Consider the following 25407-nt stretch of genomic DNA (forward strand, 5'->3'; position numbering starts at 1 on the left):
GTCGGCAGGTAAGCCGTGTGATTGGCGCTGTTCCGTTCGCCGGCAAGCCGGCTTGTTGGAGCGGGCTTGCCCGCGAAGGCGTCGGGTGGCGCGTCGCGGGGTTGGCGGTGCTCGCTTCGCCGGCAAGCCGGCGCCTACGGGGCGGGGTGCAGGCGCCGGGCCAGCTCCAGGGCGCTGCGGCCGCTGGCGATGCCCGGCACCAGTTGGCTGAAGGGGATGTCGATCAGCCGGTCCTCGCGCACCGCCCGCAGCCGCGACAGCACCGGGTCACGCTGCAGCAGCTGGCGTTTGCGCGTGGCCGGTGACCACAGGGCGTCCGCCAGGAGCAGCACGTCCGGGTCGTTGCTCAGCAGGGTTTCGCTGTCGACCGTCAGGCGCGGGCGGTCGATGGCAGCGAAGCTGTTGCGCGCGCCGGCGGCCTGCAGCAATACCCCGACAAAACCGCGCCGCCCCTGGCTGGCCAGGCCGTTGACCTCGCTGTCGAGGTAGAACACCGCAGGCCTGTCGCGCCCCTGATACAGGGCCGCCGCCGCATCGAGGTCGGCCTGCTGCTCGGCGATCAGTTGCGCGGCCCGGGCGTCCTGGCGCAACAGCCGGCCCAGGGTCAGCAGGTCGTGACGGATATGCCCGAAGTAGTCCTCGTTGTGCCCGGCGCAGGCCGACTCCAGCAGGTAGCTGGCCACGCCGATAGCACCCAGGCGCTGCCGGGAACTGAAGGACTCGGGGAACGCCGAGGCAAAGCCGCCCACCACCAGGTCGGGCTTGAGGCTGTAGAGCACCTCTGCCGAGGGATATTGCCGGGCGATCACCGGTATGCCGTGGTAGTGCCCGTCGGCGCCGGCATCGTCGTCCAGGTAGGCCACGCCGATCAGCGACGGCCCGGCGCCCAGGGCCAGCAGCAGGTCGGCGCTGTGCTGGTTGAGGGCGACGATGCGTTGGGGCGGCGCGGCGATCTCCCAGCGCTGGCCGCAGTTTTCATAGGGGGTCGCCAGGGCTGGCGTGCCGGCCAGACCGAGCAGGAGGCCGAGCAGCGGGGCGATGGTGGTCGTTCTAGGCATCTGTCGCGCCTGCGTAAGGCGAGGGAATCAGCAGGTCCGCCACCGGCGCGCCTGCCAGTAGGTGTTCCTGCACCAGGCGCAGCACCTGGGCGTCATCGGCGACCCGGTACCAGCAGCCATCCGGGTGCACCGTCAACACTGGCCCCAGGTTGCAGGGGAACTGGCAGGCGGTACGGGTCAGCAGCACGCCACCGGGTGTCTCCATGTGCTCCAGGCGCAGCAGTTCTCGGCGCAGGGTTTTCCATAACGCCAGGGCGCCGCGCCGCACGCAGCGCGGGCCGGTGCAGAGGAACACCTGGCGGGCATGGGGCGGCACCCGCGACCAGTCCGGGTCGCTGGGCACCGCGTTGACCTTGTCGCAGGGCAGATGGCGCTCGCGCTGGTCGATGCTGGCGCAGGCCAGGGCCGCGTCCAGGCCGCGGCGGCCCAGGGCCTGGGCGGTGACCCACAGTTGCGGCGCTTGCGGGTGGGCGCGGGCCAGGCGCCCCAGTTCGTCGCGCAGCCAATCCAGGTAGGCGCTGTCGGAGCTGGGCTCCAGGTCCACCACCAGCAGCGCCGCGCCGTTCTCGTGCAAGGGCTCGTCAATGGCGGCCCAGAGGCTGTCGAAGCCGTCCAGGGTGTCGATCACCCGGGTGCCGGCGTCAATGCCCCGCAGCAGCGCAAGCTCGCGGCGAAACGCCTCGCCCAGGGCCCCGCTGTTCAGGCCGGGGCCGACGAACAGCACGCGTTGATAATCCTTGTGCATGGTCGTCGTCCTCAGAAGCGGTAGGTGTAGCGCAGCTCGGTGGTCAAGGGGCGCCCCAGGTTATCCACCCGCGGGTTGTTGCTGGCGATGCTGGTGCTGTAGTCGCGGTCGAAGAGGTTTTCCACCAGCAGGCTCAGGCGATGCTGCTGGGCCGGGTCGAGGTAGCGATAGGCATCGGCGTCGACCACCGAGTAGTGGCCGTAGTCGATCTGCTTAGGGCTGTCGATCTGGCCGATGTAGCGGATTGCCCCGCCCACGCCCCACATACGGTCCAGGGACTCGAAGCCCAGCCGCGAGCGGGCAAAGAAGCCGGGGATGTTGCTCAGGGTCACGCCGTTGCGCGACTGAACCAGGTTGCGGGTCATGTCCGCCGAGAGGGTCCATTGCGGGCTGAACTGCCAGCGCCCATCGACCTCGATGCCGCGGACCTTGATCCGTCCGTCGCCATTGACCCAGTCGATGCCGTCGAGGGCGATCAGGTCGTCGATCTTGCGCTGGAACAGCGTGCCGCTGGCGTTGAAGTCGCCGGCCAGCAGGCTGCCCTTGTAGTCCAGGCCCAGCTCGGCATTCACGCTCTTTTCCGGCTTGAGCTGGCGGTTGCCCTTTTCATCCTCCTCATTGGCGAACAGTTGCTCGGCGTTGGGCAGCTTGAAGGCACTGCCGAACTGGCCGCGCAGTTGCCAGTGGGGTGAGAGGTCATACAGCGAGGTGAGCATGCCCACCGTGGCGCTTTCGCCGCCGCTGATCTTCTCGTGCCGCACGCCGATGCTCGGGTGCCAGTCGGGCAGGGCTGCCACGACCGGGCGCAACTGGGCGTAGAGGGCGTTGGCCTGGGCGCTGTTGTCGTCGATCTTGAGCACGTCGTCCTGGCCCTTGAACCACTGGTTGTCGCTGCCGAACACCAGCACATGGCCGCCGTCCAGTTCGGCCTTGCCCTCGGCCTGCAGACCCCAGTCGGTGAAGCCCCAGTAGTCGTTGTGGTTGATCACCTGGGTGGCGCCGCTGGTGGTGCTGTTGATGCGGGTGTAGCGGGTGTCCCAGTCGTTGACGTGGCCTTTGACGAAGTAGCTGAAGCGCTGGTCCAGGCGCTGCTCGAAGGTCGCGGTGGCGATCTGCTGGATGCGGTCGTTGGTGGTCTTCTTGTTGTTCAGCGGGCGGGCGAAATCCAGGTTGGCGTCGCTGTACTGGTAGAACAGCTCCAGCCGCGAGTCGTCGGCAAAGCCCTGGATCGCCTTGGCGCCGAAGGTGGTCACTTCATAGCCGCGTTTCTTGTCCCGGGTGCTGGGGCTGTAGGCGCTGTTGCGAAATGGCTGGTAGCCGTCGGAGACGTTGTGGCTGACATAGGCCAAGAGGCCCAGGTCGCCCAGGCCGTTGCTGACGATGCGTTCGGCGCGGGCATCGCCGCTTCTGCCCATGAAGCTGTCCAGGCCCAGGTTGACCTCGCCGGAGACGTCGCGGGTCTGCGGGCTGCGGGTGACGATGTTGATCACCCCGGACACCGCCTGGGTGCCGAACAGCAGGCTCTGGCCGCCCTTGAGCACCTCGATGCGCTCGATGGCGTTGGCCGGCAGGGTGTCCAAGTACAGGCCGCCGTACAGGCGGTTGTTCAGGCGCACGCCGTCCAGCAGGATCAGGGTGTCGTCGTTGCGCCCCCCCAGCAGGGAATAGGTGCCGTAGTCGAACGGGCCATTCTTGGGCGCCACGTATAGCCCGGGCACGTACATCTGCAGGACCCGGGTGATGTCGCTGCTGGGGCCGGCGCGTTCGATCTGCTGGCGATCGATGATCTCCAGCTTGCTGCCGTAGCGGGCCATTTCAGCCACGGCGGTGGACTCCACCGAAGGGGCAGAAATCGACTGCGGCTCCAGTGTCAGCGGCGTGTCGTCCGCCAGCAGCAGGGGGCTGAACAGGCAGCCGAGCAAGGCGCCGCATGGCGTGCGGCGACGCGTGGCCAAGGGGCGCACGCGGAAGGTGTCAGGTGTTGTCATTTTTGGTCTTCTCGAAAGTGTCTTCGGGAAGCACGCAGGAGAAGGTATCGGCCACGGGCACGCGACCTTACCGGCCCATGCCCGCCCACCGCAGGATTGCCAAACACAGGTTTCAGGCCGGTCTCCGGGCTGACGAGTGTGGCGGCATTCGCCTTCCCATACCTTGGGTACAGTGGCGTGTTGAATGCAGCACTCGCTTACCGTTGCGGGGGCAGCACCGGACTAGCCCTGAAGGGGCGCACCGGTTTCCCGTTTCACCTCATGCACGGCGGCATGAGGCACCTGAAACTGGACGGCATGTTACGCAGCAAAGCGGCGAGCTCCAAGCGGCAAGCTGCAAGATAAAAGCTGCGATCTAGAAGCTGTTGCTTGGAGCTTGCCGCTTGGAGCTTGCAGCTTGCACCGCCCTGACGGTGTCGCCGGGCTGCAATTGCAGGCGCTTGGCGGTCAGGCGGTCCACCAGCAGGCAACCGGACACCAGACGCCCGGGAGCGGCGGTGATGCGGCAGTTCTCCAGGCGCCGGTTGTGGATCAGCCACATCGGCGCCTGCGCGTCCGGAGTGCCCACCAGCAGGGGCAGGGTCTGGCTTTCACGCACGCTGCGGATCTTCGTCACCTCGGCCTCGATCAGCGGCCCGCCGTCGAAGATGTCGATGCAGCCCTGATGGTTGAAGCCTTCGTCCCGCAGGATGCTCACCGCCTGTTCGGTGCTGTGGTGGGCCTGGCCGATGGCGGCCTGGGCGTCGGGGCTGAGCAGGCAGGTGTACAGCGGCTGGCGCGGCATGAGTTCGGAGATGAAGGACTTGCCGCCCTGGCTGGACAGGCGATTGGCCTGCTGGAAGTCCATCTTGAAGAAGTGCCGCCCCAGGCTGTCCCAGAACGGCGAACGGCCCTGGCTGTCGAGCTGGCCCCGCAGCTCGGCCACCAGTTTGTCGCCGAACAGCTGCGGGTATTCGGCGACGAACAGCAGGCGCGCGGTGGACAGCAGGCGCCCGGTGTAGCCCTGGCGCTGGTCGTGGCGCAGGTACAGCGAGCAGAGCAGGGATTGCCCGGTCATCTCGTTGCACAGGAACAGGGTCGGAATCTCTTTGTCGATGCCCAGCTCCGGGGCGCGGCCGCGGGTGATGCCCAGCCGATAGTTGTAGCTGGGCTCGCGCAGGCCGATGGCGCCGCTCAGGGCACAGACGCCGATCACTTGCTGGTCGTCGTCCTCGAGCACGAACAGGTAGTCGGCATCGGCCCGTTCCACCTGGTTGGCGAAGGTGCGCTGGGCCCAGCGCAGCCGATGAGCCAGGCGCTCGGGATCGGTGGAGAGGTTGTTCAACTCGCGACAGCTGCCCTGCAGCAGCTTCAGCAGCGCTTGCAGATCGCTGACGCGCACCGGACGGACGATCATGGCACCGCTCCTTGGCGCTGCCGGGGGCAGCGGTAAAACCGGGGTCGGCTCATAACGCCACCCCGCGCACCGGCTCGCCCGGTGTCAATTGCAGGGCCTGGAACATCGAGTGATCCAGGCCGACCACGTCGCCTGGGGCTTCGTCGAGGGGCACGACAATCGCGCGAAAGCCCTGCAGCCGGTCGTTGCTCAGCAGCCAGTAGCGGCCCTGGCCGCTCTGCGGGCTCAGGTAACTGACCGCGACCCGGCTCTGAATGATCGAGCGTAGCTGGTTGTTGCGGGCCTGCAGGGTCGGGCCGGCATCGAACAGGTCGACGTACTGGGTGGGCGCGAAGCCTTCGTCGACGAGGATGTCGCAGGCCTCCCGGGCTGCTGGGTGAATGCGTCCGATGCAGTCCTGGGCCGGCTGCGGCAGCATCGGGATGTACAGCGGGTACTGGGGCATGAGTTCGGCGAGAAAGCCGCGGCCCTGCAAGGCGCACAGGCGTTCGGCCTCGACATAGGGCAGGTCGAAGAAGTGTTGGCCCACCGCTGCCCAGAAGGGCGATTGGCCGGCGGCGTCGCTGTAGCCGACGATCTCGCTGATGCAACTGTCGGCAAAGCGCCAGGGATGCGCGGCGATGAACAGCAGGCGCGCGCGGGAGGTCAGTTGCGCCTGGGGCGTGCCCGCCAGCGCCGGATCGACATGGAAGCTGCGCAGCAGGGTCTGTTCACTGAGGTCCTGGCACAGCGACAGGGTCGGCACGGCGTGTTCGATGTTCAGCTCTCGCGAGCTGCTGATGAAGGGGCGGTTGCGCAGGCTGTAGAAGGGCGTGGCAAAGCCGGCGGTGGCGAGGATGTCCGAGCAGCCGTGCAGTTGGCCGCTGTCCTGGTCCTCGAGCACTAGAAAGTAGTTTTCCGGACCCTGGCGGGCCTCGACCTTGGCGAAGGACGCCAGGGAGTCGAGGATCTTCTCCCGCAGGCAGGTTTCGTCATCCACCAGCGAAGTCACGCCCAGCAGGCGTGCGCCGGCCAGACGCAGCAATTGAGGCAGATCGGATAACGCCACCGGACGCAAGGCCAGCATGGGTGTACTCCTGTATCAAGGGCCGTTCGCCCGGGGCGAACATCGGCCAGACATCACTGTCGATGACCACGCAGTTGCACGGCCGCGGCATCCGGCGGCCGGTCCCCGGGCCGCTCTTGACGGCGGCTCTCGGGGGCGCGCTACGCCATCCGGCGCCGCGCTGGGGGCTTATGGCTTGAGCGGATCGGGCAGGGCCGCGGCGCTGCCCAGCTTGTTCAAAAGGAACAGGTAGACCAGCCCGGCGAGGATCCAGATGGCGCCGAGTTTCTGCGCGTCCACGCCCATGTTGTACATGATGGCGCAGACGATCACGAAGCCGATCACCGGGCAGATCAGGTGGCGGATCACCTGGCCGGACTTCTGCCGGCGCCAGTAGAAGTTGATCACCGTGATGTGCAGCAGCATGAAGCCACTCAGGGCGCCGAAGTTGACCAGCGACGTCAGGGTGTCCACCGAGTTGATGAACAGGTAGCAGATCAGCAGCGACAGCACCGCCACCAGGTAGATGCTGATGTGCGGGGTGTTGTGTTTCGGGTGCACCTTGGCCAGCACCTTGGGCAGCTTGCCGTCCCGCGCCATGCCGAACAGCAGGCGCGACACCGCGGCTTGCGAGGTGATGGCCACCGCCACGCCCCAGGCCAGCGCCGTGGCCACCCCGGTGAGGGTCGCCAGCCAGCTGCCGGCGGCCAGTTCGGCGATCTCGTAGAAGGCGGTGTCGGCGGACTTGAAGCCCATGCCGGCGGCCAGGTCCGTGGCGATCCAGGTCTGCACCACGAAGATCGCGCCCATCACCACCAGGGTGATCAGCGCGGCGCGACCGACGCTGCGGCCGGGATCGCCCTTGACCTCTTCGGCGAGCGTCGAGATGGCGTCGAAGCCGAGGAACGACAGCACCGCGATCGACACGCCCTGCATCAGCATGCCGAAGTGGAAGTGGTCCGGGCTGTACAGCGGCGCCAGGGTCAGCTGGCCGTTGCCGGCACCCCCGTGCAGGGCGTTCCAGGCGTAGAAAAGGAAGATCCCCAGGACCACCAGCTGCGCCAGCAGGAACAGGATGTTCATCCGCGCGGTAAAGGTGATGCCCCGCAGGTTGACGAAGGTGGCGCTGACCAGGAACGCCAGGATGAAGCCGACCTTGGGCACTTCCGGGTACAGGTGGTTGAGCGCCATGGCGGCATAGACGTAGAGCAGCGGCGGGATCAGCAGGTAGTCCAGCAGCATCAGCCAGCCGGCGAGAAAGCCGACATGCGGGTTGAGGCCGCGCTGGGCGTAGGAATACACCGAGCCGGCAATGGGAAAGGCGCGGGCCATGGCGCCGTAGCTCAGGGCGGTGAAGACCATCGCCACCATGCCGATGATGTACGCCAGGGGCACCATGCCCGGGGCTTCCTGGTTGACGTAGCCGTAGACCCCGAACGGGGCGATCGGGATCATGAAAATCATCCCGTAGACCACCAGGTCACGCAGGCTCAGCCCGCGCTTGAGTTCCTGTTTGTAGCCGAATTCTTCAATCTCCATGAAGCGGTTCTCCTTGTAGCCAATGTAAGTGGACGAAGTCGGCGCCGAGGGTCGTCATGGACACCTCGTGCGCCGGCTTGTGTTTGAACCTGGCAGGGTTAAAGACACACCACAGCTTGTTTTCTTGTTGTCGTTGCCGTCCGGCAAACGGTCTTGGTTGCGTTCAATCCTCTTGCTATCCGGGTTACAGCAGCGGTGCCAGGCGGTCGCTCCAGCACTGCACGGCCTCGGGGCTGCGCAGCAGATCGTTGCGCACCTCGATCAGCACCGATTCCAGGCCCCGGGCATCACCGTGCACCGGCACGGTCATGTCGCTCAAGGGGTCGATTTCATAAGGCTGGTTGCCCGCCACCTTTATCGGCAGGGTCCACAAACCTTCCAGTATTCGCGCGGCGTAGGCGGTGGCGTTGCCATACAGCACGCCGACTTCCAGCGAGCGCGGCTGGCTGTAGTAGATCGGCGTGAAGCTGTGGATCCCCACCACCCGCACTTCGCGGCCGGCGGCCAGGCGCCGGTCGATGATGCGCTGCAGACGCTGGTGAAACGGCGTGAACAGCTGCTGGCGGCGGTATTCGCGGGTCGCCTCGTCCAGGTGCTGGTTGCCCGGCACCTGATAGATCTCGCTCTGCAGCGGGATGCTGTCGGGGGCGTGGCGCGGCCGGTTGAGGTCGATCAGCAGGCGCGAATAGTTGGCCGCGATCAGGGTCGCGCCCAGGGCCTGGGACAGGCTCTGGGCCAGTTCCAGGGCGCCCGGGTCCCAGGCGATGTGCTCGCGGGCCGCCACCTTGTCCAGGCCCAGGTCGTGCAGGGGCGGTGGAATGTAGTGGCTGGCGTGCTCGCACACCAGGATCAGCGGATGCTCGGAGTCTTCCCGCAGCAGGCGGTAGGCCGGCTCGGTGTAGAAACCGTGCTCGGCGGATTTAGTACAGGTGTCCATAGTGCTCACAGAGTTCGGCAGCGGTCAGGTGCTCGGTCAGGGACACTTCCTTTTGTTTGACGGCGAAGTAGGTGCTCAGCAGCGGTTCCGGCAGAGCCTGCAGCAACTCCGTGTTGCTGCGCAGGTAATCCAGGGCCTGGGGCAGGCTGCCCGGCAGGGGCACGATGCCGCTGGCCAGGCGCTGTTCGGCGCTCAGCTCATCGGGGACCTTGTCGGTCACCGCGTTCAGCGCCAGCTTCTGTTCAATGCCCAGGCGTCCGGCGATCAGGATCACCGCCATGGCCAGGTGTGGCGAGGCGGTGGCGTCCAGGGCACGGAACTCCAGGTTGTACTGCGGCGCCAGTGGCTTGCCGCCGATGTCCACGGTGGGGCAGATGCGCAGAGAGGCTTCGCGGTTGCGCAGGCCCAGGCAAGCGTAGGAGGCGCTCCAGTGATGGGGCTGCAGGCGCTCGTAGGACAAGGGCGTCGGCGCGGTAAAGGCGCACAGCGCCGGCAGGTGCTTGAGCACCCCAGCGGCCCAGTGCTGGCCCAGCCGCGACAGGTCGTCACCGCTGACCGCCTGGGGATCGTAGAGCAGCGGGGTGCCGTCCAGGTCCTGCAGGCTCAGGTGCAGGTGCACGCCGTTGCACACCGCGTCGGCGGCGGTCTTGGGGGCGAAGCTGACCCGCTGCCCCAACTGCCGGGCAATTTCCCGGGTGATCTCGCGCACGTTCACCGCGCGGTCGGCGGCGGCCAGGCCTTGGGTCGGGCGGCAGGTGATCTCGTATTGCTGCTTGCCGTATTCGGGGAGGAACATTTCCGGCTCGACCCCGGCCGCGCGCAATGCCGACAGCAACCAGCCACCGAAGGCCGCGCCCTGGCGCTGGGCCTCCAGGGAGAAGGCCAGGTGCTCGCGCTGAGCGCTGCCGCTGTCGAGGTTGAACTCGTGCTCGAAGGCGGCGGTGATCTGGATGCCCAGTTCACGGTAACGTGCCACCTCGTTGCGCAGCAGGGTGCGCGGGCAGGCGGCCCAGGGCCGGCCATCGGTCTCGCAGATGTCGGCGTGAATGAAGTCCAGGGGCGCGGCCGTGGCATCCGGTCCGGCACCGACAGTGACCCGGCTGTCCAGGTCGGGAATCAGCCGCAGGTCGCCGTAGGCGCCCCAGGGGTTGTCCTCGGCGATCAGGTCCTGGGGCGTCAGCGCGCTGTTGGCCGGCACCCAGCCGCAGCCGCCGAGGCGGTAGCGCTCCAGCTCGTCGCTGGGAAAGGAACGGCCCCGGGTGACGCCGATCAGGTCGGTGGTGACGATGCTGGTCATGGCCACGGGCGTCAGGGCCTCGATGCCCTGGCCGCGGCTCATCCGCGGATCTCCCGCAGGCGGCCGAGCACGGTGTCGGTGTCGGTGATCCAGCAGTAGCCCTTGATCGCGTTGAGGCAGGCCTGGTGCCGGGCATCGCTGTAGGTGGCGCAGGCGTCCTCCACCAGGGTCACCAGGTAGCCGCGGTCGGCGGCGTCGCGCACCGCCATGTCCACGCACTGGTCGGTGACGATCCCGGCGACGATCAGGTGGCGGGTTTCCAGGTTGCGCAGCACGTAGTCGATGTTGGTGGAGTTGAACACCCCGGAGGAGGTCTTGGGCAGGACAATCTCGTTTTCCACCGGCGTCAGCTCGTCGATGATTGCCGCCTGGGGGCTGCCCTTGGGCAGGTGCATGTTCGACAGCTTGTGATCCAGGGAGCGGTCACGGCCGTCGGCGGTCAGGCTTTCGATAAGGGTGTGCAGCACGTTCTGCCGCGCTTCGCGTACCGCGGCCAGGAGGCGTTGCTGGTTGGGAATCACCTGTTGCCGGGCGCGCTGCAAAAAGGCTTGGCCCTCGGGCTCCTGCAAGTGCGGGTCGAACTGCGGCTCCAGCCACGCCCGCTGCATGTCCACCAGCAGCAGGGCGGTGTGATCGACAACGAAGGGCAGGTCCCGGGGCGAACGGTGGGGCAGGCTGAACATCCTTATTTTTCCTCCAGCACATGGGTATCGAATTGCGCCCGCAGGGCATCGATACCCTCCAGGCGTTGATCAAGATGGGCGCTGCGCGGGGTCAGGCAGGCGATCAGCGCCTCGACCTGGGCCAGCGCCGGCACCAGGGTGTCGAATGGCGACAGGGACTCCACCGGGGCGCTGATGATCAGGTCGGCCAGCTCGCGCAGCGGCGAGGCGTAGATGTCGGTGAACAGCACCACCCGGGCATGGCGCGCCTTGGCCGCGCTGGCCACCCGCAGGGCCTGGGACTGATAGCGGCGGTAGTCGAACAGCAGCACCAGGTCCTGGCGCTGGATATCGAACAGACGGTCCGGCAGTTGTGCATTGTCCTCCAGCAACAGGCAGCCGGGGCGCATCAGGCGCAGGTGGTTGAGCAGGTAGTGGGCGAGGAAGCTGCTGAAGCGTCCACCGAAGCAGTACACCGCGTGGCGGCTGTCCTGCAGCCAGTCCACGAGGACGCGCACGTCTTCGGGCTGGGTCAGGGCCTGGGTGTCCTGCAGGGCGCGCTGGCTGTCCGCCAGGTAGCGGCCCCAGGTGTCGCCCTGGGCCACTTGCGCCCGGGGGCGGAGCAGGGTGCTGGGGGACCGCAGGCGGTCGTCCATGTCACTGAGCAGGGCTTCCTGGAACTCGCCGTAGCCGCTGAAACCGAGCTTCTTCACCAGCCGCACTATGGTCGGGTCACTGACCCCGGCGTGTTCCGCCAGGCGCGACATCGGCCCCAGGCCGTTGCGCGGGTAGTGGTCGAGCAGCGCACGCACCACCTTGCGCTCCGCGGGTGTCAGGTCGAGGGCCGAGTCGGTGATCAGGTCTTTGAGAGAGGGCATCGGGTGCCTTGGAATGTGATGTCGGTTTTATTTCATGAAAAGGTGAAATTGATATTTATGTAATGGACGCTACATGTCTAGTGAAAAGTTGCTTGATAGCAAAATGCCCTGAAATGGGGCGTGGTTGGGGGCAGGGGGCAGGGGGCAGGGGGTTGGGGCAGTGGGGCGCTCTTGCAGTGGGTGGGATGGGGGGTACATCCGTTGCTGAGGGTGTGGCTGCTGGTGGTTTCGTCTTTAGGGGGCTGTGCCACGGGGTACATATCCGTTGCTGCGGGTGCGGCTACTTAGGGTTTCGCCCTTACGGCGACTCACTTTTGTCAAACGACACAAAAGTAAGCAAAAAGTCTTGCCCCTCCATACGGCCCCTCGCTGAGGCTCGGGGTGCCCGAGCTCCGGCATTGCTCCGGGGGCCCGCCGCCAACCGGCCATCCATGGCCGGGCGGCGGCTAGCTCGGCATCCCTGCCGAGCTGCCCCCTACGCAACGCCTGCGCTCGGCCTGCTGGGAAGGGGCCTGAAGATCAAGATCAAGATCAAAAGCCAACGCCAAAACCCAGGTGCGCAGGCTGGTTCCTTGTAGCCGCTGCCGCAGGCTGCGAACGAGCGCTAGCGCTCGCAAAACCAGGCGGCGCGGTGGTTCAGGAACAGTGGGTATGCAGGTTTAGCGTCTCCTACGGAGCCGTTCGCAGCCTGCGGCAGCGGCTACATGTAATGCGAACGGCGATGAAACAGGTTGGCCGGCAGGCCGCATTCAGATTTTGTTTTTGATCTGGCTTTTGATCTTCCTGCCCCTTTAGACACGATGGCCGAACGCAGGCATTGAGCCGTGGCTAACCCGGCAGGACGCCGGGTTAGCCGCACTGGGCCATGGATGGCCCATTGCGGCGGCCCACGGATCAATGCCTGCGTTCGGGCATGCCTCGCTATGCGAGGCACCGAGTGGAGGGGCAGGAGCCTTTGGTTACTTTGGGCTGGCCGGCATTCCGGGTTTCAAAGTGACTCGCTGTAAGAGCGAAACCCTAAGTGGCCGTGACCGCAGCAACGGATATGTACCCCGTCCCACTCGCTGTAAGAGCGAAACCCTAAGTAGCCGCACCCGCAGCAACGGATATGTACCCCGTCCCACTAGCTGAAAGAGCGCCCCCCAGGTGGCCGCACCCGCAGCAACGGATATGCCCCCCCATCCCACCTGCGCAAAAGGCACCCCCCCCATCACTGCCCCCACCTTTCACCCTGCCCGCGCTCACACTCGATCCCCAGTTCAATCAATTGTTCCAGAGGCACCGCCGGCGAGAAGAAATACCCCTGGGCACAGCCAATGCCAATGCTCCGCAGGATATCGATCTGCTCCTGGGTCTCGACCCCTTCGGCGGTCAGCGTCGCCTGGTACAGGCGGGCGCTTTCCTGGGCGATGGTGACCGCGGTGCGCATCCGTTCGTAATGCAGCAGCGAGATCATCGAGTGGTCGATCTTCACTTCCGCAAAGGGGTATTTGGCCAGAATGCTCAGCGCCGAATAGCCGGTGCCAAAGTCATCCAGGGACAGGGTCACGCCGTGGTCCTTGAGCAGGAGCATGTTGTGGGCCACTTGGCGGGTGTCCTGCAGCAGGGTGTTTTCGGTCAGTTCCAGGGCCAGGCGGTGGCCGGGCAGGCCGCTCTCCTTGAGGCGCCGTATCAGCAGCACGGCAAAGTTGGCATCGCTCAGGGTCGAGGCCGAGACGTTCACCGCCAGGGGCCCCGGCAAGCCGGCGTCGATGTAGCGCCGGGCATCGCGGATCACCGTTTCGATGGTCGCCCATTCGAAGGCATGCAGCAGGTCGTGATGGCGAATCACCTCCAGAATCAGCAGCGGGGAAATGCTCTCACCCTTTTCATCCCGGGCCCGCAGCAGCGCTTCGGCGCCGATCACCGTGCGCCGGCTCAGGCAGAACTTCGGCTGGTAGTGCAGAGGCGGGTGGTTGGAGCGGACCCATTCCAGCAGTTGCTGGCGGATGCGTTCGTTGTTCTGGGCCTGTTCGATCAGCGACTGGTGCAGGTAGCGCACCGGCTGGCGGCTGTCCTCCAGCGCCAGGCTGATGTTGCGCAAGGTGATGTTGGGGCTGCCGCCGGCGCAGGCATCGATCACGCAGAACTGCAGTGTGGGCGACAGCCCGCCGTCGCCGGGCAGGCTGGCCTGCAGGGTCATCTGCAGGGTGGCCAGCAGCGCCGACTCCTCGACCTGGTGGATGGAGCAGTCCGGCAGGGCCAGGGCCAGGCTCAGGTCGGAAAACATGAAGGGGCTGGGCTCGGTGGCGGCCTGCAGGACATGCCGGGCCGCTCCGTCCCTGAACTGCTGCGCCAGACCGACCAGCAACTGATCGGTCCAGTCGTGACCGTGGATGGCCACCAGATCCTTGAGGTTGCCGATCTTGATCACCAGCAGGGTGTGCTGCCCGAGCCTGTGCCCGTTGCGCTGCAGCAGTCGTTCCAGGTAGATGCTCAGGGCCCGGCGATTGGGCAGTTGCGTGGTCGAATCGGTCAGCGCCTGTTGCAGCAGACGCTGCTGCGCCTGCTGGTAGCGGGTCTCGCGGCGCAGCATGGCGAGGATCAGGATGATCAGCGGCAGGGAGAGCAGGGTCGAACTGATGCGCAGGGACAGCAACTGTGCGGTGACGGCGGAATCGACGCTGCCGAACCAGTCGATCAGCTGTATCGGCACAATGGCCGCGCCGATCCGCATCAGCACCACCGGGGTCATGTCCTTGAGGCGCAGGGACCGCAGGTTGCGCGACTCGAACCAGCGATGCAGCAGTACGCCGCCCAGGGTCATTATGCTGAAACTGAACAGGGCTTCGGCAAACAGTTCGGCGCCGGCAATCCAGAAGCGCGCCAGCGCCACCAGTGCCAGGCAGGTCAGGCCGCCCCACCAGCCGCCCAGCAAGCCGGCAAGAAACAGCATGTCGTTGCTCAGGAACACTTTCATCGGGGCTTGCATGAACTGCGAGGCCAGGGCGATCAACGCGACGTTGCTGGCACCGAGGATCGACCCCAGCAGCACTTTCTTCGACTGGATCAGGCGCTGGGCGTCCTCGCGCAGCATCAGCAGGGTGCTGAAGATCCCTACCATGGCCACGTATTGCAGGAGGATGATCGGCAGGAGCGACGTGTTGAGCGCCAGGTCGAGGGAGAGGTGCTCCCAGATACCGCTGTGCATGGTTGTCTAGGTGCCTGGTTGGATCGAAACGTGGAGGAGGGCTGGAGGATAAGATTGCGGTGCCTGGGTGGCCTATCAGCTGATTCTTTTTTTGGGGGGAGTTTATTCTTGATTTTTATGAGAGCTTTCCAGTGTTCGCCGTTGGTTTTTTCCCCGGTCATCGTGCTACAACCCCGCTTCAACCCCGCTTGTCCTGTGTCGAGATTGCCCCATTGCCGGCCACCCGCCTGACCCTGATCTGCCATGCCCGTACCGCCGCCCAGAAGCAGGCGCGCCTGCCCCTGGACGAAGCCCTGGACATCGACTGGCAGGCCCAGGCCCTGAGTCGGGCGGCAGCCTTCAAGCCCGGGCTGCGGGTGCTCTGCGGACCGGAGCAGCGCACCCGGCAGACCGCTGCGTTGTTCAGCGCCGCACCGCAGGTGCAGGAGGCCCTGCGCGACTGTGGTTTCGGCGCCTGGCAGGGGCTGCGCCTTGCCGAATTGCAAGCGCGAGAGCCCCAGGCCTTGCAGGCCTGGCTCGAAGACCCGCAGTGCGCGCCGCCGGGGGGAGAATCGCGGGTCCAATTGTGCCGGCGCGTGGCGCAGTGGCTGGAGCAGATGGCCCAGCAACCCGGGCACTGGCTGGCAGTGACCCATCCCATGGTGATCCGCGCCGCCATGCTCCAGGTGCTGCAGGCGCCCCTGAGCAGTTTCAACCTGCTGGACATCGAGCCTTTGGGCCGCCTCGACCTGAGCCACGCCGGGCGCTGGCGCCTGCGCCTGGATGGCCGTGACTGAGCACCGGGCCCGGCGGCGCATTTCTCGGTCGCGCCGCACCGCCCATACTGTCCCCAGGCTCAACAGCGAGAACCCGACCCCATGAAAACCCTTCTGGTCATCGGCATCGGTGCCGGCAACCCCGATTTCATCACCATCCAGGCGATCAAGGCGCTGAACCGCTGCGACCTGGTGTTTCTGATGGACAAGGGCCCGAGCAAGGATTCACTGCTCGATCTGCGCCGCGAGCTGTGCCAACGCTACCTCACCGAGCGCCCTTATCGCTTCGTCGAAGCACAGACGCCCGAGCGTCAGCGTGGCGACGTGGACTACCCGGCCAGCGTGCAGGCGCTGAACCGTGACAAGCAGCGGATCTTCGAACGCCTGATCAACGAGGAACTGGAACCGGGGCAGACCGGGGCCTTCCTGGTCTGGGGCGATCCCGGACTGTATGACAGCACTCTGCGCATCCTGGAGCAGATCCTGGCCAGTGGCGCGGCGCAGTTCGACTATCAGGTGATCCCCGGCATCACCAGCGTCCAGGCCCTGGCTGCCCAGCACAAGGTGCCGCTCAGCCGCATCGGCCGCTCACTGGAAATCACCACCGGCCGCCGTCTGGCGGCGGGGCAGGCCGGAACGGCCGACAGCCGGGTGGTGATGCTGGATGCCGAGGATGCCTATTGCCAACTGCGCAATCAGGATCTGGACATCTACTGGGGCGCCTACCTGGGCACCGCGGACGAGATCCTCATTTCCGGGCGGCTCGACGAGGTCGCCGACCAGATCCAGCGGGTCCGGCGCCAGGCGCGGGAGACCCATGGCTGGATCATGGACACCTACCTGCTGCGTAAACCGGAGCCCTAGTCGCCGGCCTGGCAGCGCATCCTGGGCCGCCAAGCCGCCAAGCCGCCAAGCCGCCAAGCCGCCAAGCCGGCGACCGCTACAGCGGGCGGTGCCCAGCGTTGCCGGCGAAGGGCCGTGGCGTGCGCTCATCGCGCCTGCTTCGACGGCGGGATGTGGCGGTGAACATGCACCGTTGTGCGGCGAATGTCGGGTTGTTCAACGAAAATGCACGGTGTCGGGGCGCTGGCAGAGGCACGGGAACGCAGGCGCAGGGTTTTTGTAAGTATTTGTCGCATAAACACAATTTGCCGCTTCAGAGCCGCTCTAGACTGCTGGCCACTTCGATTTGCCCATAATCGAAACCAGCCAATAAAAGTCTCCGTCTCCTGGAGTTATAAATGAACAAGTTTGCGCTGTTTGGTGCCCTGGCACTGTCGCTGTTTTCCTTCACCGCTTCGGCCGACGAGGCCAAGCCGATCCGTATCGGCATCGAAGCCGGCTACCCGCCGTTCTCGATGAAGACCCCCGACGGCAAGCTCACCGGTTTCGACGTGGACCTGGGCGACGCCCTGTGCGAGCAGATGAAAGTCAAATGCACCTGGGTCGAGCAGGAGTTCGATGGCCTGATCCCGGCGCTGAAGGTGAAGAAGATCGACGCCATCCTGTCGTCCATGACCATCACCGACGACCGCAAGAAGAACGTCGATTTCACCATCAAGTACTACCACACCCCGGCGCGCTTCGTGATGAAGGCCGGCACCGCCATCAAGGACCCGCTGACCGAGCTCAAGGGCAAGAAAGTCGGCGTGCTGCGTGCCAGTACCCACGACCGCTTCGCCACCGAAGTGCTGGTGCCGGCGGGCATCGACCTGGTGCGCTACGGCTCCCAGCAGGAAGCCAACCTGGACATGGTCTCCGGTCGTGTCGATGCGCTGCTGGCCGACTCGGTCAACCTCAATGACGGCTTCCTGAAAACCGACGCCGGCAAGGGCTTCGCCTTCGTCGGTCCCGAGTACAACGATCCGAAGTACTTCGGTGGCGGTGCCGGCATTGCCGTGCGCAAGGGCGACAAGGAGCTGGCGGAGAAATTCAACAGCGCCATCACCGAGATCCGCGCCAACGGCAAGTACAAGCAAGTGCAAGACAAGTACTTCGATTTCGACGTCTACGGCGAGTAAGCCGTCGGCTCGATACATGAGGTAAAAAAAGGTGGCGGCCGCAACTCGGTCGCCACCTTTTTTCTGCGCGGCTGTTTTATTCTGCACCGCGCTTTTTCTTGAACCCTGGAGCCAGCATGCAACGCATCGACCATTCCCTGCCCTGGGGCCACCTGGGCACCCAGCGCCAGCTCAGCGTGTTCCGCTTTGGCAGCGGCACGCGCAAGGTGTACATCCAGGCCAGCCTGCACGCCGATGAATTGCCGGGCATGCGCACCGCCTGGGAGCTCAAGCAGCGTCTGGCCGAGCTGGAACGCCAGGGCCGCCTTGAGGGGGTGATCGAGTTGGTTCCGGTGGCCAACCCCATCGGCCTGGATCAGCAGGTGCAGGGCAGCCACCTGGGGCGTTTCGAACTGGGCAGCGGCAAGAACTTCAACCGCGCCTTCGTCGAGCTCAGCGGCCCGGTGGGCGACCTGATCGGCAAGCAGCTGGGCAGCGATGCCAGCGCCAATATCGCCTTGATCCGCGGCGCCATGCTCCAGGTGCTGGACGAACTGCCGCCGCCGGCCTCGCAACTGGAGGCCTTGCACCGATTGCTGCTGCGCCATGCCTGTGACGCCGATATCACCCTGGATCTGCACTGCGATTTCGAAGCGGCGATCCACCTCTACGCCTTGCCCCAGCACTGGCCGCAGTGGCAGTCCCTGGCGGCGCGGCTCAAGGCCGGGGTGGCGCTGCTCTGTGAAGACTCCGGCGGCAGCTCCTTCGACGAGTCCTGTTCCGCGCCCTGGCTGCGCCTGGCTCGGGATTTTCCCCGGGCGGCCATTCCCCCGGCCAACCTGGCCACCACCCTGGAGCTGGGCAGCATGGGCGACACCCGGGTCGAGCAGGCCCGGGCCAATGCCGAGGCCATCCTCGGCTTTCTCGCCGAACAGGGCCTGATCAGCGGCGACTGGCCCGCCGCGCCGCAACGGTGCTGCGAAGGCATGCCCTTCGAAGGCACCGAATACCTGTTTGCCCCGCACCATGGCGTGGTCAGCTTCCTGCGCGAGGCCGGCGAGTGGGTGGAGCGCGGCGATGCCCTGTTCGAAGTGGTCGACCCGCTGCACGACACCGTCAGCACCGTGCGGGCCGGCACCAGCGGCGTGCTCTTTGCCCTGGACCGCGGACGCTACACCCAGCCGGGCATCTGGTTGGCCAAGGTGGCCGGCCGCGAGGCGATTCGCGCCGGCAAACTGATCAACGACTGAGCCGCCAGGGGCGAGGCCGATGAGGCACGGGCACTGGCTGGCCAGGGAAAGCGGCGGTGGGTTAGCCCTCGACGCGCCAGCGTGCCCTTCGCCGGCTAGCCGGTTCCTGCACTAGAGGTGTCCGTGTCGCGAGTGTCCCAGTCTATCCGCCTGCTGTTCGCCCTGTGCCTGCTGGCGGCCACCTTCAATCACCTGAGCGCCGCAATGGACCACGGGTTGCTCTGGGACTATGGCTATGGCGTCGACACGCCCCTGGCCAGCCGGGCGTTCTGGGGTTCCCTGAGCTTTTTCGACCCGCTGGCGGCGTTGCTGCTGTGGCTGCGCCCGCGCTGGGGGTTGCTGCTGACCCTGGCGATCATCGTGCTGGATGTCGTGCACAACAGCTTTTATGTGGCGGCCCACGGCCAGTGGCTGGAAACCTTCTACCTGTCCCAGGTGGGGTTCGGGCTGGCGGTGCTGGTGCTGCTGCCTTTGGCCTGGCGGGGGCTGGCGCTGCCCGACAGATGAACCTGCGGGCCCGGCGATGCTAGGCTCCGGCACTGATTTTCTGACCATCCCTCAAGCACAAGGAGCCGCACATGATCCGCAACCTGGCGCTATTGCTCGCCTTGGCCGCGCCCCTGGCCCACGCCGAACCGACGCTGCGCGACGATCTGCCGTTGCGCTACCTGGAGCAGGCCCCCGCGGACACCCGCAACCAGCCGCTGGTGATCTTCCTGCATGGCTACGGCAGCAACGAGGCCGACCTGTTCGGCCTGCATGAGCGCCTGCCGACGACCTACACCTACCTTTCGGCCAGGGCGCCGCAGACCCTGGAGCAGGGCAGTTACCAGTGGTTCCAGCGCAAGGGCCAGGGCGCCTATGACGGCGTGACCGAGGAACTGGCCGGCAGCGCCGAGCTGATTGGCCAGTTTGTCCGCGGCGCGGTGGCCAAGTATCACACCCAGCCGGACAAGGTGGTGCTGGTGGGGTTCAGCCAGGGCGCGGTCATGGCCTATGAAGTGGGGCTGCGTCATCCGCAGTCGGTGCGCGGCATTGCCGCCCTGAGCGGGAAGATCCTGCCGCTGCTGGCCGGCCAGGTGAAAGACAGCCCGGACCTGCAGCGCCTGGGCATCTTCATCGGCCACGGCACCGACGATCGGCGCCTGCCCTACAGCGACGGGGAGCAGGCCAATCGCCTGCTCCGTGGAGCCTCGCTGCAACCGCAGTTCCATGCCTACCCGGGATTGGGGCACAGCATCAGCGAAGCCGAGATCGAAGACCTCAAGGCTTGGCTGCAGGGGCTCAACCCCTGAGCCGAAGCGGGTTTTACTGACCGAGGATCTGCTTCATCAGCGCTGCATGGCCGGCCTTGTCGGCGGCCCGGGAAATCACCTGCACCACCGCCATGCGCGAGCCGGAACCGGCGATCAGGGTCGAGTTCAGGGTCTGGCCGCCGCCCTGGGTCGCGGTGCTGTCGATCTGCCGCACCCCCAGGCCCTTGAGGGTCATGCTCTTTTCACTCTGCTTGCTGAAGTCCGGCAGGGCGGCGGCCTGTTGCGAGAGAAAACTGCTGACCGCGGCATCGAGAAAGGCGCTGTCGTTGTCCTTGACCTGGGCCGCATTGGGAATGTTGTTCTGCGCGGCGATCACCACGGTGCGGGTGGTGGCGTTGGAATACAAAGTGCCGCTGGCGCCCGCGGTGCCATCGGCCTCGCTGCCGGCCGGCAGGGCCGAGGCGCTGAAGCCCTTGGGCAGGGTGAAGGCCAGCTTGCCGCCAAGCATCGAGACCTTTTCCCCGGGCGCCTGCTTGGCCGTGGACTTGCCGGCCGCGAGCGCGTTCAGCGCACCGAAGCCCGCCACCGCGGCGAACACCAGGACCAGGGCTTTTCTAGCGAAGGATGACATGCACAATCTCCGGGCATGGGATCAGGGGGGGGCGCATCATCCCATGGTCGTCACAGAAGGCTCCAGAAGGATTTTTCGTGGTGGACCAATGACCGCCAGCTGTTTCGGTTCTTGAGGTTCATAAGACACCGAAGAGTGGCAATCGGGCCTCGACTTCTCGCTGGGCTGGTTACGTATCGACCGGCCATGTGCCGCGCCGAACCATCTCTTTGACTCGATCTGCACCGTTGGCGCGGACTAAAAGCTCCAGCCTGGCCTTTTCGATGTCCTCCGCGCTCCAGAGCTCGGTTGCCATCGTGGCTTTTTCGTGGGACCAGCCATTGTCGTAGTGACGTACCACATATTGCTGCTGGTATTCCCACATGGCGGTGCCAGGAATCGGGGTCACGATAAACGGGTTTGCATAGGCCATGCCTGCGCCCATTAGGCTCACCGCGTAGTCGGTGGTTCTTTCGATCAATTCCAGGCTTTCGATAAAGGGCTTGGCGCCCGCAGTGGCGGGCGGATTGACAAAACCCAGCATGAAACCGCCAGTGACTTGAATGCCGTGCTCAGTGAATATCTCGATGAGTTCAAAGGTAGCTTGCTGAATGGCGTTGAAGCGCGACTTGTTGGAGTTGATCAGGCTTTCCTCGTTGGCACTTTCCACCGCAAGGTAAATGTTGTAGCAGCCGTTTTCGGCAATCGAGCGGATGAACTGCCGGGCTGTCAGTCCGCCCTTGATCGCGGCGATGACGTTGCGGTACTGCGGATTTTTCAGTTCCTGATCATCCAGCTCAGCGAGGAAACGCTCGCCTTTGTGCAGCAGCACCAGATTGAACAGGCTCAGGCCACCTTCTTCGACCCAGGGCAAGTTGTGCTTTTTCAGCAGGCGCCCCACTTCCATGGCGTACAGCGGATCGTGCATCAGATGGTCGTCCTCGATCAGTACCTCGGTCACGCCCTGATTGACCAGATCCGCCAGGTGCAGGTCGAACCAATCCAGTCCCAAGGCACGCCATGGGCCGTTGATCTTGGGGATGTAGCAGAAGTTGCAGTTCACGTTGCAGCCGATGGTGGAGAAGATCTGCGCCCAGGCGCCGTGTTTGTGCACCCGAGCGCCAGAGGAGTGATAGGGCTGCAGATAGTGGTTCATGTTCAGGAAACTGAAGTCGGGCAAGGGCATGACCCCGAGACGCTCCTCCAGACCCTGGCGGCTAGGCACAATGCTCAAGTAGTTGGATTTGCGCGAAGGGCGAACCAGTTGTCCCTGCTGGCCACGATAGGCAACCCCCGGAACTGCATGAATGTCGGCGCCGCCATGGCTCAAGGCGTCGAGCAACAGGGTAAAGGCACGGTCGGCCTCATTGATCAGGACAAAATCAAATGCCGAGTCCAGCAGCGCGTTCTGCCAATCGCCGCTGGAGTGCGCGCCTCCAGTCACCAGTACCAGGTTGGGATCGATGGACTTGACCAGATCCGCCAGCGCCCGAGCGTTACCCCATTGCACGGTGTAGTTGCACTGGATACCGACGATATCGGGCTGCGCAGTCTCGATGATGGTGCGCATCTGCTCATCGCTCAGGCCGTAGCGCAGCAAGTGTCCCTGATCGACTTGCACCAGGGGAGACTCCTGTTCCCAGCCAGCGAAGGGGGCGTCGATGATCTGTACGTCGTACCCCGCGCGCCTGGCCACTGTGGCGATACGCAGCAGGCCGATGGGAGTACCTGCACGCTTCATCACCTCAAAGGTATCGATGCCGATTTGGGTGAATGCGCTGTCTTTCGGTGCCGGTTCGACCAAGCGCGTGTAGGGCGGAACGAATAACAGCACTCTTGGGGCTTCGCCATGGGAGCGGCGGCGTGTGGCGCTATGGCTGGTCGTTCGGGAGGGGAGCCCCAGATGCTGCAGGGTCGCTCTGGTGGGGGCTACCGAAAAAAACGGGCCGGTACGATCGAGCCTCTCAGCCCCTTGGGAGGCAATCAGATGCATTTTTTGAGTTCCTTGTTGGTACAGAGAATCAGGCGCCGGAGGTGCGTCGACGTGAGGTAGCGATCACCGCTCCAGCGATGATGAGTAGCGCCGGTATGAGCAGGATCGGGTTGGCGTGGGTTTGGCCGACCAGGATCAGCAACAGGGTGGAAAACAGTGGGGCGAGATAGGAAAGAGCGCCGAGACTCGCCAGGTTGCCGTGTTTGGTCGCGTGATCCCATGCAAAGAATGCCAGGCCAACCGGGCCCAGCCCGAGGCCGATGATCGCCGCCCATTGCCCGTAGTCAGGCTGAACCGTGGTTTCGAACGCCAGGTGACAAAGCGCTCCGGCCACGGCCACCAGGCCGCAGATTGCCCCGATGATGCTGCTGGGAACGTTGCTGAAGCGTCGATTGATCACCGAGTAACCCGACCAGACCAAGGCACAGAGCAAGGCAGCCGCATAGCCAGCGATCGGCATGCTGGCCACGCCGGACTGTGAGCGTTGCTGCATGATGAACGCCGTACCGGCGAGCCCCAGGAGTGCTCCCAGCAGTTGTCGCGGGCGCAGTCGCTGGCCGCCACTGACACCGGCCAGCAAGACGATCAGCAGGGGCCAGAGGTAGGCAATCAGGCTGGCCTCGGCCGGGGGGGCGGCCTTGAGGGCGAAGAAATACAGCGCGTGATAGCCGAAGATTCCCAGAAAGCCTGTGGCCCACACCTTCCATGGCTGACGCCAGCCTTGAAAGCCCTCAGCACCGCGCAGCCCGAGAATGAACAGGCTGGCCAGAAAGGCTACGGCAAAGCTCAAAGCCAGCAACTCAAAAGGCGGGATGCCTGACGTCAGGGTGGTGAGCAAGGCCAGGCAGGACCACAGAAACACGGCAATCACCCCAATGGCGGTTGCCGAGGCGGCGGATCTTGAGGCCGAGAGCGTTTTGGTAGGCGTCGTTGCTTGTGTCATGGGTCCCGCCCGATGAGCGTTTCGAAGCGGGGATGATAGGAAGGACGATCGGTCGGGTATTGGCGTGTGCTGCCTAATACTTGTTCCAGGCTGCACGTTTTCAGCCGGTTCTGATGCACCTTCGGGCTGATGCGGGGGTCAGGTTGCGGTTCTTTTTCAGTGCGTGATTCAAGGCGCTCTGATCGGCATAACCCACTCGATGGGCAATCTCCGTGATCGACAGTCGTGTGTCGCGTAGCAGGTCCATGGCCAGGTCCAGGCGCAGGCGGGTGATATGGGCAAAAGGCGTGGTTTTCAGGTGCTGCTCGAAGAGTATGTACAAGCGTCGTTCGCTGGTGCCTGAAATTCGGGCTATTTCAGAGGCGGTCAGATGAGTGTCCAGGTTGTTTTCGATATGGGTCAGGGCCCGTGCCAGGGTGAATTGTCCGTGGTCAGGGGTGTGGCTGTGGGGCTGGACCAGGGCCGACATCAGCAAGGTACTCCAGGATTGAGCCACCTCAGGTGAGTTGGTCAGCAATGGAACGCTGCGGGTTGCGTAGTCAAGCAGGTGGCGAATCTCCGGTCTTACCGGAAAGAAGCTTTTTTCGTTGAGTCGCTTGATGGTTTCAGCTTCGAACTTTTGGGTACGGGGCGATGAAAGCGGTACATCAAGAACCAGGAAAGTGTTGGCGGTGCTGGCGGAAAAGGTATGAGGGCAACCTGCCGGGATGATCACGCCCTGGCTCCAGTCGACTTTGCCGCCACGGCCATCGACCTCTATCTCCATGGCGCCAGATTGCGGCAGCACGATCTGGTGATAATCGTGGTCATGCAGCTCAACCTGGCCGGAGTAGGATCGCAAGGCCAATGAAGCCTTTGGGGTTTCTATGTTGCTCATCACGCTCTTCCATAAGACAGACAACGCATGATGCATGAGTGCTCGAGTTCGGCGCCAGTCTCTGAATACCGAGGCCTTATGCCGGTTTATTTGCGCTTCAATGATGTTGCCTGGCAACGCTACCGATCGTGTTTCGCGCCAACAGGCGCTTGCTCAAACCCAGCACCAGCATCGACACCGCCACTGCCAATCCAAAGGCGAGCATTCCCACCGCGGGCAGGGCCAGGGCCAGTACCAGGCAGAACGCCGCAAAGGAATACAGGCCGGTGGTCAAGGAGCGCAACAGCACGGTGGTGAAGGCCACGCCGTGGCTCTGGTGGGAGAACACCGCCAGCACGCTGCCGAGCACCGGAAACACCGCGAGCATGCCGCTCCAGCGTTCGCCAACGGTGCTGGCCAGCAGGGTGACCGCCAGGGTCAGCAAGGCCCCGGCAAGCATCCGGTAAGGCAGTTTGTCGGAGCGCTGCGCGGGGGCGGCGGGCACAGCGCTCACCCGGGGAAACAGGCGCGGCGCCAGGAGCAGGGCGCTGGCGGCGCAGGCCACGGACAAGCCCAGTGAGGCCGGCACCTGGGTAATGGCTGCGGCCAGCACGGCCCAGACCAGCGTGGCCACGGCCAGGGCCCCGGGCCAGGAAAGACGCTGTGCGGCATGGGTGTAGGCGACGCTGAAGGCGATCATCGCCAGCAACGCCGAGAGGGCGGCCCCCGCCGCGTGGGTGGCGAAGGCCGTGCCTTGCTCCAGCGCCAGAAACAGCAGGATCGGTCCCACCACCACCGGAAACCCCGCCAGCCAGCCGGCGACATTCGGTCCCCAGCGCCTGCTCGCCAGGGAGATCAACCAGAGGAATCCGGGAACCGTCAGCAGTTTTAACAGCAGCATGCGTGCACTCAGTGGATGAACGGTGCGCCACGCTAGCATCCAGCGCGGCATTTGGCGCGTATCTGCTGGCAGGGAGGCGGTCGGGAGTGAAGTGCGGCGTCGCTTTTT

22 protein-coding genes and 1 riboswitch are annotated in these 25407 nt (G+C 65.1%); of the genes, 6 read left to right on the plus strand and 16 right to left on the minus strand.

From position 1 onward, the window contains the following. Window positions 1-134 precede the first annotated feature (134 nt). The 11 genes from POS17_RS10970 to POS17_RS11020 form a co-directional block, all read right to left on the minus strand. Window positions 135-1058 (minus strand): ABC transporter substrate-binding protein, encoded by a 924-nt coding sequence (locus POS17_RS10970; RefSeq protein WP_060838556.1) that lies wholly within the window; start codon window positions 1056-1058, stop codon window positions 135-137. Further along, window positions 1051-1803 (minus strand): (2Fe-2S) ferredoxin domain-containing protein, encoded by a 753-nt coding sequence (locus tag POS17_RS10975; RefSeq protein ID WP_060838557.1) that lies wholly within the window; start codon window positions 1801-1803, stop codon window positions 1051-1053. The genes POS17_RS10970 and POS17_RS10975 overlap by 8 nt, the downstream gene beginning before the upstream one ends. An 11-nt stretch (window positions 1804-1814) precedes the next feature. Then, entirely contained in the window at window positions 1815-3791 is a 1977-nt protein-coding gene (locus POS17_RS10980) for a TonB-dependent receptor plug domain-containing protein (protein WP_082729843.1), read from the minus strand. 98 nt (window positions 3792-3889) lie between these two features. Beyond that, window positions 3890-4092: riboswitch (cobalamin riboswitch) on the minus strand. Window positions 4093-4146: 54 nt separating this feature from the next. Continuing rightward, window positions 4147-5187, minus strand: coding sequence for an arginine N-succinyltransferase (locus POS17_RS10985; RefSeq protein ID WP_060838559.1), 1041 nt, complete (start codon window positions 5185-5187; stop codon window positions 4147-4149). 49 nt (window positions 5188-5236) lie between these two features. Further along, on the minus strand, window positions 5237-6253 hold the full coding sequence (locus tag POS17_RS10990) for an arginine N-succinyltransferase (RefSeq protein WP_060838560.1): 1017 nt from the start codon (window positions 6251-6253) through the stop codon (window positions 5237-5239). Between the two features lie 168 nt (window positions 6254-6421). Further along, entirely contained in the window at window positions 6422-7771 is a 1350-nt protein-coding gene (locus tag POS17_RS10995; RefSeq protein WP_060838561.1) for an APC family permease, read from the minus strand. Window positions 7772-7955: 184 nt separating this feature from the next. Then, complete coding sequence (locus POS17_RS11000) at window positions 7956-8708, minus strand: N-formylglutamate amidohydrolase (protein WP_060838562.1); 753 nt, start codon at window positions 8706-8708, stop codon at window positions 7956-7958. Next, window positions 8692-10047: a glutamine synthetase family protein gene (locus tag POS17_RS11005; RefSeq protein WP_060838563.1), complete on the minus strand. Its 1356-nt coding sequence runs from the start codon at window positions 10045-10047 to the stop codon at window positions 8692-8694. The genes POS17_RS11000 and POS17_RS11005 overlap by 17 nt, the downstream gene beginning before the upstream one ends. Beyond that, window positions 10044-10688, minus strand: a complete 645-nt coding sequence (locus tag POS17_RS11010) for an isochorismatase family cysteine hydrolase (RefSeq protein WP_060838564.1) — start codon at window positions 10686-10688, stop codon at window positions 10044-10046. The genes POS17_RS11005 and POS17_RS11010 overlap by 4 nt, the downstream gene beginning before the upstream one ends. Before the next feature lie 2 nt (window positions 10689-10690). After that, the gene (locus tag POS17_RS11015) at window positions 10691-11545 is read right to left on the minus strand and encodes a MurR/RpiR family transcriptional regulator (RefSeq protein ID WP_060838565.1); all 855 of its coding nucleotides are present in this window, start codon (window positions 11543-11545) and stop codon (window positions 10691-10693) included. Between the two features lie 1210 nt (window positions 11546-12755). Then, the gene (locus POS17_RS11020; protein WP_060838566.1) at window positions 12756-14735 is read right to left on the minus strand and encodes a GGDEF domain-containing phosphodiesterase; all 1980 of its coding nucleotides are present in this window, start codon (window positions 14733-14735) and stop codon (window positions 12756-12758) included. A 212-nt stretch (window positions 14736-14947) separates the two neighbouring features. On the opposite strand from POS17_RS11020, the gene POS17_RS11025 reads away from it, so the two are divergent. From POS17_RS11025 to POS17_RS11050, 6 genes are all read left to right on the plus strand, one after another. After that, window positions 14948-15511: a histidine phosphatase family protein gene (locus tag POS17_RS11025; RefSeq protein ID WP_060838567.1), complete on the plus strand. Its 564-nt coding sequence runs from the start codon at window positions 14948-14950 to the stop codon at window positions 15509-15511. An 81-nt stretch (window positions 15512-15592) separates the two neighbouring features. Beyond that, entirely contained in the window at window positions 15593-16354 is a 762-nt protein-coding gene (cobF, locus tag POS17_RS11030; protein ID WP_060838568.1) for a precorrin-6A synthase (deacetylating), read from the plus strand. Between the two features lie 377 nt (window positions 16355-16731). Further along, window positions 16732-17511, plus strand: coding sequence for an ABC transporter substrate-binding protein (locus POS17_RS11035; RefSeq protein ID WP_060838569.1), 780 nt, complete (start codon window positions 16732-16734; stop codon window positions 17509-17511). Between the two features lie 116 nt (window positions 17512-17627). Continuing rightward, window positions 17628-18740: a succinylglutamate desuccinylase/aspartoacylase family protein gene (locus tag POS17_RS11040; RefSeq protein ID WP_060838570.1), complete on the plus strand. Its 1113-nt coding sequence runs from the start codon at window positions 17628-17630 to the stop codon at window positions 18738-18740. Between the two features lie 117 nt (window positions 18741-18857). Continuing rightward, window positions 18858-19247: a hypothetical protein gene (locus POS17_RS11045; protein WP_060838571.1), complete on the plus strand. Its 390-nt coding sequence runs from the start codon at window positions 18858-18860 to the stop codon at window positions 19245-19247. 71 nt (window positions 19248-19318) lie between these two features. Beyond that, the gene (locus tag POS17_RS11050; RefSeq protein ID WP_060838572.1) at window positions 19319-20035 is read left to right on the plus strand and encodes an alpha/beta hydrolase; all 717 of its coding nucleotides are present in this window, start codon (window positions 19319-19321) and stop codon (window positions 20033-20035) included. A gap of 13 nt (window positions 20036-20048) precedes the next feature. Here the strand turns inward: POS17_RS11050 and POS17_RS11055 are convergent, their stop codons facing one another. From POS17_RS11055 to POS17_RS11075, 5 genes are all read right to left on the minus strand, one after another. Then, window positions 20049-20627 (minus strand): hypothetical protein, encoded by a 579-nt coding sequence (locus tag POS17_RS11055; protein WP_060838573.1) that lies wholly within the window; start codon window positions 20625-20627, stop codon window positions 20049-20051. Window positions 20628-20796: 169 nt separating this feature from the next. After that, window positions 20797-22347, minus strand: coding sequence for a B12-binding domain-containing radical SAM protein (locus POS17_RS11060; RefSeq protein WP_231979023.1), 1551 nt, complete (start codon window positions 22345-22347; stop codon window positions 20797-20799). Between the two features lie 280 nt (window positions 22348-22627). Then, on the minus strand, window positions 22628-23542 hold the full coding sequence (gene yddG / locus POS17_RS11065) for an aromatic amino acid exporter YddG (protein ID WP_060838575.1): 915 nt from the start codon (window positions 23540-23542) through the stop codon (window positions 22628-22630). Window positions 23543-23642: 100 nt separating this feature from the next. Beyond that, complete coding sequence (locus tag POS17_RS11070) at window positions 23643-24419, minus strand: helix-turn-helix domain-containing protein (RefSeq protein WP_060838576.1); 777 nt, start codon at window positions 24417-24419, stop codon at window positions 23643-23645. Window positions 24420-24516: 97 nt separating this feature from the next. Next, window positions 24517-25299: a hypothetical protein gene (locus POS17_RS11075; RefSeq protein ID WP_060838577.1), complete on the minus strand. Its 783-nt coding sequence runs from the start codon at window positions 25297-25299 to the stop codon at window positions 24517-24519. Between the last annotated feature and the right edge of the window lie 108 nt (window positions 25300-25407).

Origin of the sequence: Pseudomonas sp. Os17 (assembly GCF_001547895.1) — a bacterium.
In the GTDB taxonomy this organism is placed as follows: Bacteria; Pseudomonadota; Gammaproteobacteria; order Pseudomonadales; family Pseudomonadaceae; genus Aquipseudomonas.

Bases quoted from the DNA above. Each gene is read 5' to 3' on its own strand.
- POS17_RS10970 (WP_060838556.1), bottom strand. From the start codon at position 1,058: ATGCCTAGAACGACCACCATCGCCCCGCTGCTCGGCCTCCTGCTCGGT.
- POS17_RS10975 (WP_060838557.1), bottom strand. From the start codon at position 1,803: ATGCACAAGGATTATCAACGCGTGCTGTTCGTCGGCCCCGGCCTGAAC.
- POS17_RS10980 (WP_082729843.1), bottom strand. From the start codon at position 3,791: ATGACAACACCTGACACCTTCCGCGTGCGCCCCTTGGCCACGCGTCGC.
- POS17_RS10985 (WP_060838559.1), bottom strand. From the start codon at position 5,187: ATGATCGTCCGTCCGGTGCGCGTCAGCGATCTGCAAGCGCTGCTGAAG.
- POS17_RS10990 (WP_060838560.1), bottom strand. From the start codon at position 6,253: ATGCTGGCCTTGCGTCCGGTGGCGTTATCCGATCTGCCTCAATTGCTG.
- POS17_RS10995 (WP_060838561.1), bottom strand. From the start codon at position 7,771: ATGGAGATTGAAGAATTCGGCTACAAACAGGAACTCAAGCGCGGGCTG.
- POS17_RS11000 (WP_060838562.1), bottom strand. From the start codon at position 8,708: ATGGACACCTGTACTAAATCCGCCGAGCACGGTTTCTACACCGAGCCG.
- POS17_RS11005 (WP_060838563.1), bottom strand. From the start codon at position 10,047: ATGAGCCGCGGCCAGGGCATCGAGGCCCTGACGCCCGTGGCCATGACC.
- POS17_RS11010 (WP_060838564.1), bottom strand. From the start codon at position 10,688: ATGTTCAGCCTGCCCCACCGTTCGCCCCGGGACCTGCCCTTCGTTGTC.
- POS17_RS11015 (WP_060838565.1), bottom strand. From the start codon at position 11,545: ATGCCCTCTCTCAAAGACCTGATCACCGACTCGGCCCTCGACCTGACA.
- POS17_RS11020 (WP_060838566.1), bottom strand. From the start codon at position 14,735: ATGCACAGCGGTATCTGGGAGCACCTCTCCCTCGACCTGGCGCTCAAC.
- cobF (WP_060838568.1), top strand. From the start codon at position 15,593: ATGAAAACCCTTCTGGTCATCGGCATCGGTGCCGGCAACCCCGATTTC.
- POS17_RS11035 (WP_060838569.1), top strand. From the start codon at position 16,732: ATGAACAAGTTTGCGCTGTTTGGTGCCCTGGCACTGTCGCTGTTTTCC.
- POS17_RS11040 (WP_060838570.1), top strand. From the start codon at position 17,628: ATGCAACGCATCGACCATTCCCTGCCCTGGGGCCACCTGGGCACCCAG.
- POS17_RS11050 (WP_060838572.1), top strand. From the start codon at position 19,319: ATGATCCGCAACCTGGCGCTATTGCTCGCCTTGGCCGCGCCCCTGGCC.
- POS17_RS11055 (WP_060838573.1), bottom strand. From the start codon at position 20,627: ATGTCATCCTTCGCTAGAAAAGCCCTGGTCCTGGTGTTCGCCGCGGTG.
- POS17_RS11060 (WP_231979023.1), bottom strand. From the start codon at position 22,347: ATGAAGCGTGCAGGTACTCCCATCGGCCTGCTGCGTATCGCCACAGTG.
- yddG (WP_060838575.1), bottom strand. From the start codon at position 23,542: ATGACACAAGCAACGACGCCTACCAAAACGCTCTCGGCCTCAAGATCC.
- POS17_RS11070 (WP_060838576.1), bottom strand. From the start codon at position 24,419: ATGAGCAACATAGAAACCCCAAAGGCTTCATTGGCCTTGCGATCCTAC.
- POS17_RS11075 (WP_060838577.1), bottom strand. From the start codon at position 25,299: ATGCTGCTGTTAAAACTGCTGACGGTTCCCGGATTCCTCTGGTTGATC.